This window comes from Burkholderia sp. ABCPW 14, from assembly GCF_001523835.1.
GTDB lineage: Bacteria > Pseudomonadota > Gammaproteobacteria > Burkholderiales > Burkholderiaceae > Burkholderia > Burkholderia mayonis.
This window is the reverse complement of record NZ_LOVS01000069.1, coordinates 1-10,456: the sequence shown is the minus strand read 5'-3', so window position 1 is coordinate 10,456 and position 10,456 is coordinate 1. Positions and strand designations below refer to the sequence as shown.

Here is a 10,456-nt window from a genome sequence, read left to right as displayed (position 1 = left end):
TCGCGCCCCGCGTCAATATCCCGCTTCCGACAGGTTCGTCGCTCCTGCAACGTCGATTTTGAAACTTGTGTCATGCCGCCGTTACGTGACGCCGCCGGAAAAGCGCGGATTTTGACCGCCATCGACAGCTGGAGCGCAGTTACGCGGAAAACTGAGCAACCGGCCGGCGCTACCTGCATAGAACGAAATCGAATGCACAACGGGGAATCATGTCCGACCTGCACCAGGAACACCACTTCGAAGAAGAAATCTGCCAATCCTTGGCGGGCAATGGTTGGCTGTACGCCGATGGCGATGCGACACAGTACGACCGCACCAACGCTCTCTTTATGCCCGACCTCCTCGCATGGGTCGAGGTGAGTCAGCCTGAAACCTGGCAGCGCCTTTCGAAGACCCACGGCCCCGCTTTGGTCGACCGGTTGGCCGAGCGCGTACGCAAGAACCTCAACGAACGCGGTACGCTCGATGTGCTCCGGCGCGGCGTCGAAATGCTGGGCCTGAAGGAGCCGCTCTCGTTGGTGCAGTTTAAGCCGGCGCTCGCACTCAACCCGACTATCCAGCAGCACTACGCCGCCAACTTGCTTCGTGTAGTACGCCAGGTGCGGCATTCGCCAAACAATCCGCAAGATGCACTCGACCTGGTTTTATTCGTCAATGGCATTCCCATCGCCACGGCCGAGCTGAAATCGAATTTCACACAGAGCGTGCAGGACGCCGTCGACCAATACCGATTCGACCGCCACCCGCACCCCAAGAGCGGTCTGGCCGAGCCCCTGCTCAGCTTCCCAGGCGGCGCACTGGTGCACTTCGCCGTCAGTCAGAGCGACGTCATGATGACCACACAGCTCGCGGGCCCAGCGACCGTCTTTCTGCCGTTCAATCGCGGCAACGACGGCGCAGCCGGCAATGCGCCGAACCCCGATGGCTACGCCACAGCCTACCTGTGGGAAGATGTATGGGCTCGAGAGAGCTGGCTCGACATCCTCCACCGGTACATGATTGCCAAACGCGATGAGAAGAAGCAACCCAAAACGGTCATCTTCCCGCGTTATCACCAGCTCGACGCAACCCGCAAGCTTGTCGCCGACGTGCTGGAGAAAGGCGCGGGGCAGCGCTACCTAATTCAGCACTCGGCGGGCTCTGGCAAGACCAATTCGATTGCCTGGACCGCGCACTTCCTCGCCGACCTGCACGACGCCGAGCACCAGAAGATATTCGACAGCGTCCTTGTCGTGTCCGACCGCACGGTGCTCGATGCACAGCTGCAAGAAGCCATCTTCGATTTCCAGCGCACGTCGGGCGTCGTGGCGAGTATCACGAACGAGCACGGCAGCAAGAGCGGACAATTGAGCGAAGCACTCAAGGATGGCAAGAAAATCATCGTCTGTACCATCCAGACGTTCCCCTTCGCCCTGCGTGAGGTACAGGAACTCGCGACCACCGAAGGCAAGCGCTTCGCGGTCATCGCCGACGAGGCACACAGCTCGCAGACCGGAGAGTCGGCGTCCAAGCTCAAGCAGCTTCTGTCGGCCGAGGAATGGGCGGACCTGCAGGACGGTGGGGAAATCGATACTGAAGCGTTGCTCGCCGCGCAAATGGAAGCGCGTGCCGGCGTCAAGGACCTAACCTACGTGGCGTTCACCGCGACGCCTAAGCAGAAGACGCTTGAGCTCTTCGGCCGCCTTGGCGCCGATAGGCTACCGCAGCCGTTTCACGTATATTCGATGCGCCAAGCCATCGAGGAAGGCTTCATCCTCGACGTGCTCAAGAACTATACGACGTACAAGCTCGCCCATGACGGACAGGAATACGACGAGAAGCAGGTCGAGCGCAGTGCCGCGATGAAGGGCATCATGCAATGGGTGCGCCTGCACCCCTTCAACATCGCGCAGAAGGTGCAGATTGTCGTCGAGCACTACCGGGAAAACGTCCAGCCGCTCCTAAGTGGGAAAGCCAAAGCCATGGTCGTGGTCGGCAGTCGCAAGGAAGCCGTACGGTGGCAAAAGGCGATTCGCGCCTACATCGAAAAGCGAGGCTATCCACTGGGTGTGCTGGTGGCCTTCTCGGGGGAAGTAAACGACCCGGAAAGCTACCCAGCTCCGGTCACGGAGTCCAGCCAGGAGCTGAATCCCGGCCTCAAGGGACGTGACATCCGCGAGGCGTTCGCGGAGCCCCAGTACCACCTGCTACTCGTGGCTAACAAATTCCAGACCGGCTTCGACCAGCCCTTGCTGTGCGGCATGTACGTTGACAAATTGCTGGGCGGCATCCAGGCCGTACAGACACTGTCGCGCCTCAATCGCGCCCACCTTGGCAAGGAAACGACCTATATACTTGACTTCGTCAATGACGCGGGCCAGATTTTGAAGGCGTTCAAGACCTACTACGAGACGGCCGAGCTCGAAGCGGCGACGGACCCGCACAAGGTCTACGACCTGCGTGCCAAGCTCGACGCCGCCGGCTACTATGACGGGTTCGAAGTCGACCGCGTGGCGAAAGTGCAGACCGACCCGCAAGGCACGCAGAAGCAACTCGACGCAGCCATCGCGCCGGTCGCTGACCGCCTGCTCAAGCGCTATAAGGCCACCCAGCAGGACAAAGCCACCGCCGAGGCCCAAAAAGACGACAAAGCGGTGCAGGCGGCCAAAGATACACTCGACGCCCTGATACTGTTCAAGAGCGACATGGGTGCTTTCGTGCGCCTATACGCGTTCCTGTCTCAGATTTTCGATTACGGCAACACTGATATCGAGAAGCGGTTCCTCTTTTACAAGCTGCTCATCCCACTGCTCGAGCTTGGCCGCGAACGCGACACAGTGGACCTATCCAAGGTCGTGCTGACGCACCACAGCCTACGGAACGTCGGGCGGCAGCCGATGAATCTGAAAGTCGGTGAGAGCCCGAAGCTTCCGCCGATGGACGACGTCGGCAGCGGTGCGGTCCAGGACAAGCAGAAGGTCTACCTCAACGAAATCATCGAGAAAGTGAACGGGCTGTTTGAAGGGGACCTGACCGACGACGACCAGCTCGTGTATGTGAACGGCGTGCTCAAGGGCAAACTGCTCGAAAACGAGACGCTCGTCCAGCAGGCGATGAGCAACAGCAAGGAACAATTCGCCAACTCGCCCGACCTGAAGGACGCACTGCTGCACGCCATCATGGACGCGCTCGAAGCTCATAACACCATGAGCACACAAGCATTGGGCTCCGAGCGCGTGCGCGAGGGGCTCAAGGACATTCTGCTTGGCCCTGCACAACTCTACGAGGCGCTAAGGGCGCGCTCGGGCTCGTCCCCGACGCCAGTTCCATGAACGGATGGGATGTGCCGACGGTTCTTGCGCCTAAGGCAGTGCTAGCCACTCGAACGCCGCGAAGCATTGGATATGAGCCATCGGCCAAGTCTTTTGGCCGAGAGCAGTAACTTCCGCGAGTACCGCAGGTGCCGAAGGGTTCAGGCTGGTCGTAACGTTGCTAACGGGGCCAAAGCACGTCGCTGCGGCCGTCGGCCGAACCGTAGCAATTCTGACCCTTGAAACCGTACGAATTCACCTATATAGTTTCTTATACGCGGTCGACTTGCGACAAACAAGTCAATCAAATCAAGGAGTTGGAAGGTTACGGAGGTAACAACTATCCGTCCCTTTTTCGAGTCCCTGATTCGCCACCAAATCATTGCGAAGGCCCGCACTCTCACGAGTTGCGGGCTTTTTCGTTTGGCGCGCGGTGAGCCACTTGGTGAGCCATCCGCCCGATGCACAAGTTGCCCCATCTGTTCCAATCGCGCCACGGCGTGTATTACCTCCGGCTCGCTCGCGGCGGCCAGCAGGTCAAGCGGTCGCTGCGCACGAAAGACTTCCGGCAAACTAGACTGCTGGCGCTCGCGTTCAATCTCGAACTCGCCATGACGACGCCGACCGAGAAGCCGAAATCCGCAGACTTCAACCTCGACGCCGAATCGCTCAAACGGCTGGACATCGTGTTTCCGGACGGCACCCAAGTTCGAGACATCCAGTCTGATGACAACGTGCGCCACGCCAAAGAGCTCTTTGGCGACTGGTTCGCCGCCGCGTCGCCCGCCCTCGACCTGCCCGCCTTCTCGCCAGCGGTCGACGCCGCAATTGGTGTGCGAATCGACTGCGGCGAGCAATTGTGTCTGCTCCTTGGCAGACAGGCGTCGGTTTCTGCCCTCGCCGGCGCTGGGTTTTCGGATGTTTGCTAGGGGTTGAAGATCAGGCCGATGTGCTATTCCTTGACCGCCACATTGCAGGGCCAACTCGAGGCGAGCCGTGTTGTTGGCCTTGTCCTGAGCTAGACGATTATCCCGATGCCGATCAACGAGGCCGGGCGCGACCGTGGCGAGCGAGTGCTTCCTAAAGTGCATCTTCAGCTCACGAATGCGGGTGCCTTCCCGGCGCTGCGTGCTGGCCTTTTTCGTGGGGACGATTTCTCGCTCGGAACGGCCCAGAGCATCCGCGCCCGTGGTTTTCTCGGATGGCTGTCCCGCATCACCCAGGTCCACCAGAAAGGCCCGAAAGCGCCCGTCGAGCCGCACGACCTCTCACGCCACGTCAAGTAACTTCTCCGTGACATGGCGCTTCGGCAACGGCAAACGGAACGGGAACACGCGCGGCGAATATACGTCGCAGTCGCGCGGCGCGCCGCGGCTCGCCCACACGAAGAATTCGCCTTACTGCGTGATGCCGCCGCGTCGCGGCCGTACACAGCCATACGTCTTGCCCCATACCGCGATCCCACGCAGGATCAGGCCGGCCGCCCGCCCGCCCGCCATCCGTGAGCGCCGGGTGCCGGCACTACCATTTCTCGCAGGAAATTTTGGCGGCCACGCAAATCGAATTCTAATTACAAAAAATAATAAACATCATGAAAAAATATAATATCCCATCTCGAAAATAAAATGAAAAGTAGATCTACACTTCCTTTCACCAAGACAAAACACGCCTCATGCGGACTCCATTAAAAATACGTCACCTCGATCACAATACCACCACTCCTTAAAAACCAATTCCAATTAACACCATATCACCCAACTCCGACGCAAAATATTAAATACTAAATTAAAAAATAACCTGTCACCACATCAACTCGACCATCCAAGAACAACAAAGAGAGTTCATTGGGATCGCCACCCCATACGACAACCTCGCATAGCATTTAATTCGTCCGGCATAATTTTCATGCAAACCGAGGGGCACTTTAAAATTCGGCATAAATTTCGAATCTCGGAAAATCATTCTAAATGTGCACCAGGAGATTCAAATGAATAATTTGATCAAAAAAATCACCTTTGCCGCGGTCAGTTCGCTGATCGCGACCAGCGCTCTTGCACAGCTCATCAAAACGCAAGGAGGAGTGACGCAAATCAGTTTACCGGAACGCGGTCTACAAGTTGCCGGGATCGATTTCAAGAACGCTCTGCCGATACCGCTGCCGAAACCGATCCTGGCGCCGCCCACGATGTTGGATTCGCTGATGTACAACGCCAAGCCGGCTCTCGGCATTCCTGGTTTCATGCGAGGCGGCACTGGAGACGGCAAGCAGCAGCCGGTGCAACTGGCGGCACCCGCGAACTTGAATCAGGGCGGAATCGAACCGCAAGAGTTCGGATCGTCTAATCAGCCGTACACCACCAGCCAAGTAAACGCATACGGAGACAATACCCAGTATTACTACCCGTTCCGTCCAGCCGGTAAGTTGTTTTTCAACATCGGCTCGTCAACCTATCTGTGTTCCGCATCCCTCATCAAGCCGGGTGTTGTCGTCACGGCAGCGCATTGCGTAGCGAATTTCGGCCAACGGCAGTTCTATTCGAACTGGGTATTCGTTCCCGACTATAGCAACGGAACCGCGCCCTATGGTGTGTGGAGCGCGGCATCCGCCACCATCATGACGTCCTACTACGACGGCACCGATGCATGCGCCGTTTCCGGCGTCGTCTGCCAAAACGACGTTGCCGTGATCGTGCTGGTTCCGCAAGGAGGATCGTACGCGGGCAATCGCACCGGATGGTATGGCTATGGATGGAATGGCTATAGCTACAATCCGTCAGGACTCGCTTTGATCGACCAACTCGGTTACCCCGTGGCATTGGATAACGGCGTCTATATGGAGCGCAACGAATCGCAAGGTTTCGTGTCATCCGGCTACTCGAACAACACGATCATCGGATCGCTGATGACCGGAGGATCGAGCGGCGGCCCGTGGCTTGTCAATCTTGGCATGCCGCCGGCGCTCAACGGCACGACTTTCGGCAACGCGCCCGCACACAACACCGTGGTCGGCGTGACGAGCTGGGGCTATACGGATACCGCGGTGAAACAGCAAGGCGCATCCCCGTTTACGAGCGGCAACATCGTGACGCTCGTGAATGTCGTATGCAGCGGCACGCCGGCAGCTTGTTGACGGCCATCTAACGGAGTGCGCCGTGCATGGCGTCGCGCTCGTCGTGCCGATGAGGCACGGCAGGTCAGACGCTGTCCACGGCGCATCCTCGCAGTTGCTCAGAATCAGAAAAAGCAGTCTGACACGACGAACCGCCCGGCGGTCGAATGAATCGTCATCGATCGACGGACATGAAAAATGCGCGCACAGCGTACGCTGTGCGCATCGTTGGGAACGCCTCGGCGCCACAACCTTGCCGAAGCGAAACGGGAGAGCAGCCGCTACAACGCCCCGGACCCGACGATGGCACGAAGGCGGACTTCCTCGGCAAGCTCGCCGTGCATTGCGAGAAGCGAGTGCTCTCGACTATCTGAAGCCTCGCACGCACGAGGACTACACGCGGGACGTCGAGCCTTTGAAGGTGTACTTCGGGCGCTTATCCCTCCGCGAGCGTAGAACCCAAGCATGTGGACGCGTACCTCGGCCTCCGCGCGGAAAACGGTCGGCCCATGCACGGCAATCGCGAGAAGGCGTGCCTGTCGACGTGCTTCACATCGCTCATTCGAACTGGGAAGGCAAGCGTCAAGTTGAACCCGCGCCGTGGAGTCAAACGGAACAAGGAGACCAAGCGCGAACGGAACGTCAGGCACGTGGAATATCGCGCCGCATGGGCAATCCCTGCGTCTCAGGTTCGCGGACTTCTCGACTGGACATATCGAACTCGATAACGGCGAAGGCCATCATCCATTGGGCCGTTGAACATCGTCCAAAAGCGCGAATCCGACAGATCTGTGCGATGCGTGATTCGCAATGACCCAGGCAAGACCGGGACCATCGTCGGCATCGCAATCCCCCCGAGATCGACGCAATTCTCGCCAATCTGGAAGCGACCGGACCGATGCATGGCCCGGTAAAAACCTGGTTTAGAACGCGCAATGGCGAACCCTACGCGTGCTCCGGCCTGACATCGGCGCTCCATCGTTACATCATGAAGGTCAGCCGCGCCCGCGAAGCGCAAGGACTTCAGCCGTTCGAATCCTTCGGGCCTTATGACATAAAGGCGACGGGAGCAACCGGCTTGTGGCTCGCCGGCGTCCCGCTCGAACGCATTCAGGTCCTGTGGGCAGGATTCCGCTACAGCAACCGAAATCCACGTGAACTGTCGTTGGCGACGCACGGTCGAGCCTGATCGGCAGCAAACCGCCGTCTAATAAAACGCCGGGAATCCCGCCTGAACTGCAACACATTCGGCGAACTGACCGAGTGTATTCGACGAGATACGCGCCCAAGCCCCTACGTGATAAGGCTTTGCAAAGTGTCAGAAGCCGGGAATCGCAATCCGCAGGTTCGGATTCAAGCTTCCGATTCGCCACCAATATTTTCGAATAAAATTCAATGTCGTAACCTCGTCCAGGTCCTTTTTATTCCTGGCGAATCGGGCAATCCCGTTGCTTTGACAAAGATTTGCGATGGCTCGACACTAGACGCGGGGATTTCATCTGCAGGCTCCGTCGTGGCAAGCATCACTCAACGCGGACGCTTCCGGCGCGCCCAAATCATCCATACGGGACATCCCCCTCAATACCGCAAGTTCGATACCGAAGCCGAGGCTTGGGCGCGCTCGTACGAAAGCGAGACGGATCTTCATCATGCCGGAAATTCTGTTACCAAACGGGACGAATTCCTAAGGTAGGGGCACGGCTTGTCCTCAAGATCCGTGCCAGACATATATCGCGCTCGATAACACGGTGTTCCGTCTTTCGAGCAAACGATCTCTTCACGTTCTGAAATGAGCGTCGCGAGGGTGTCTTTGTACATCGATGCCGTGGCAGGTGAGCCCTTGGAGTTTCTGCGAATAACCTCGAGAACACCTTGGCGCCTGGCTGATCAATGATGTGGCCAGCTGGATAACAAGCTCCTTATCCGACTTGGCGCACGCAACGTCGTCGAACTTAAACCCGCCATCAAATTCCTGCAAGAAGCCCATGGATTGTGGGGCGAGCGTGTTCGGGCCTGTGCCCCACATCGCATGAAATGATTGCTATGGCGCCAGCGAGCTCGCTTCATCACATCTTGGGCGCGATGCTGCTGCGACAGATTGACTAGCCAGTATTCGCCGTGCCTCGCCCGTGCGCCTGTGTCGCGAATGAATAACCGCGTGAAAAACCCTGTACCGCATCCATCGACCAGAGCTTCGCACAGAGCAGCCTGGATGAACCGACGCCAGTCCGCTTCGCCCCACTTGATGTCTCCAACGGAACGTCCACCCAATTCAGAAATGTGACATTTGTTCACAATTCAGGAAGTCACATTGCATAGCATTATAAATCATGCGGGAGCCCCTCATTTCGATTGGTGCAAATCATGAAGTCCTACGAAAAGCATCTCCTGAAGAAAGTTCAGCTCGAAGAAGAGTTAACTCGGAAAAAGAGCAAAAAAAAACAGATCGACGATATCAAAAATCAAAGAATGCGCCGAAATATTTGAATTTACGCAAGAAGGCACATTTTCTTGCACAATCAAAAATCAAAAATTCGAAAAGCAAAATATTTTTCCCCAGACACAACTCAAATCTGACCCAGCGCCGAGCCAGGGCGCCTATGGACAAAAAGTCACAACCGAAAATACTTTACGATTGATATTTATTTCAGCCAGGAATAGCTCATCAACAACCCAATCGCGCCTCGCCAGTGAAAATTCACCGAAATCTCATTCTCATCGACCGCAAAATCACCCGCAATCCGTCAAATTAAGGCAGTGAAATTTTATTATTTGCAAGATACATCCGACTGTTGCCCGATAGATATCCACCACTTCATGCCGATGCAAAATCCTACAAATTCCATGGTTCGACGATCACGCCGCGCGTTCGCACATTCACATCTGGATTTATCGCGCATCAATTTTAGTCGCATCGACGCTCTCATTTTAAAAATAAGACCTAGCAATACCGTTGCCAGCAATCAAGACATGAGTTCGACAATGGCTCCTTCCATGGCAATGACGCACATTAAGATTACTTTTGGCGCGACATCTCAAAGCCATTGAGAGAACGACATCAGAACTTTCAAGAATGAATGTGAATAGCCTGCCACTAGGTTAATGATCAGCGTTATGAAGATATTGGTACTTGACGACGATGTTGCCCATGCAGATTTCATTCTTCTTATATTGCGCCAGCACGCACACGAGGTACACATTGTCGAAGACGGCGCACGCGCCGTTCGATTTCTTGAAAAATCGATGGTTGACCTGGTAATCCTCGACTGGAACGTTCCGATCATCTCGGGCTTGGATGTTCTACATTGGATCCGCCGCAACATTGGCTACAAGATACCAGTTTTATTCTTGACAAATAGACTGTTCGAGCAAAATATCGCAGAGGCATTAAACGCTGGAGCAGATGATTACATAGTAAAACCAGTCGGCAAAAGCGAATTGATTGCGAGGATAAACGCACTCACTCGAAGGCTACATTATGGAAATGAATATCAAGAAGCAATATCCATTGGAATCTACTTACTCAACAACAAAGAAAGATGCATTTACCTCAAGGGAAATAGAATTTTACTCACTCAAAAGGAGTTCGAGATCGCGTCGATTTTATTCATGAATTTCGGTCGCGTCGTTCCTCGTGACTACCTTATAAAATTAGTATGGGGGAAATCCGGAGATATGATGTCCCGTTCGCTCGACACCCATGTCTATCGCGTTCGCAATAAGCTTTTTCTCTGCGCCGAAAACGGAGTGGTACTGAAATCTATCTACACGATCGGATACCGGCTCGATAAGATTTAAGTTGCCATTGATCCTTGCACCGGCCGGCTTATGTGATTAAAAAACGTCGAACGCGCTGCGTACTGCCCTTTCCTCATTGGAGTTTCATCCTCGCTTCTTCGTTCAACCGTTCGGTCGCTGTCTCGGTTTCAACGATACAACGCGGCGATCGCGTCCGTATACGCGGCGACGTTACCCGGGTTGTAGATGCTGACCGAATCCAGAAGCTGTCGCGACTGCCCGCGATACGCGTCGAGGTTCGCGTCGTGCTCGCGGAACG

General features: G+C 55.9%; 4 protein-coding genes and 4 pseudogenes. 6 read left to right on the top strand and 2 right to left on the bottom strand.

Features of this window, described 5'->3' with window-relative positions; genetic code table 11:
• The first annotated feature begins 209 nt into the window (after positions 1–209).
• The 3 genes and pseudogenes from WS62_RS09860 (at position 210) to WS62_RS36180 (ending at position 4,576) form a co-directional block, all read left to right on the top strand.
• Positions 210–3,311 (top strand): type I restriction endonuclease subunit R, encoded by a 3,102-nt coding sequence (locus tag WS62_RS09860; protein WP_066570662.1) that lies wholly within the window; start codon positions 210–212, stop codon positions 3,309–3,311.
• 440 nt (positions 3,312–3,751) lie between these two features.
• Positions 3,752–4,129 (top strand): annotated as a pseudogene (locus tag WS62_RS09855) (integrase); the annotation flags it as partial.
• A 195-nt stretch (positions 4,130–4,324) separates the two neighbouring features.
• Positions 4,325–4,576, top strand: a complete 252-nt coding sequence (locus WS62_RS36180; protein ID WP_066570659.1) for a hypothetical protein — start codon at positions 4,325–4,327, stop codon at positions 4,574–4,576.
• Here WS62_RS36180 and WS62_RS38035 read toward each other — a convergent pair.
• Positions 4,562–4,777, bottom strand: a pseudogene (locus WS62_RS38035) (site-specific DNA-methyltransferase); the annotation flags it as partial. The gene WS62_RS36180 and the pseudogene WS62_RS38035 overlap by 15 nt on opposite strands.
• A 418-nt stretch (positions 4,778–5,195) precedes the next feature.
• On the opposite strand from WS62_RS38035, the pseudogene WS62_RS09845 reads away from it, so the two are divergent.
• The 3 genes and pseudogenes from WS62_RS09845 to WS62_RS09835 all read left to right on the top strand — a co-directional run bounded on the left by WS62_RS09845 (position 5,196) and on the right by WS62_RS09835 (position 10,197).
• Positions 5,196–6,420, top strand: a pseudogene (locus tag WS62_RS09845) (trypsin-like serine peptidase).
• Between the two features lie 967 nt (positions 6,421–7,387).
• Positions 7,388–7,588 carry a hypothetical protein gene (locus WS62_RS38030; protein WP_231748251.1) on the top strand — a complete coding sequence of 67 codons (201 nt, stop codon included), beginning with the start codon at positions 7,388–7,390 and terminating at the stop codon, positions 7,586–7,588.
• Positions 7,589–9,513: 1,925 nt separating this feature from the next.
• Positions 9,514–10,197, top strand: coding sequence for a response regulator transcription factor (locus WS62_RS09835; RefSeq protein WP_197422807.1), 684 nt, complete (start codon positions 9,514–9,516; stop codon positions 10,195–10,197).
• Positions 10,198–10,325: 128 nt separating this feature from the next.
• On the opposite strand, the pseudogene WS62_RS36175 reads toward WS62_RS09835, so the two are convergent.
• Positions 10,326–10,456 (bottom strand): annotated as a pseudogene (locus WS62_RS36175) (DUF2827 family protein); the annotation flags it as partial.

Coding starts and splice junctions, on each gene's coding strand:
- WS62_RS09860 (WP_066570662.1), top strand. CDS start 210: ATGTCCGACCTGCACCAGGAACACCACTTCGAAGAAGAAATCTGCCAA.
- WS62_RS36180 (WP_066570659.1), top strand. CDS start 4,325: ATGCCGATCAACGAGGCCGGGCGCGACCGTGGCGAGCGAGTGCTTCCT.
- WS62_RS38030 (WP_231748251.1), top strand. CDS start 7,388: ATGAAGGTCAGCCGCGCCCGCGAAGCGCAAGGACTTCAGCCGTTCGAA.
- WS62_RS09835 (WP_197422807.1), top strand. CDS start 9,514: ATGAAGATATTGGTACTTGACGACGATGTTGCCCATGCAGATTTCATT.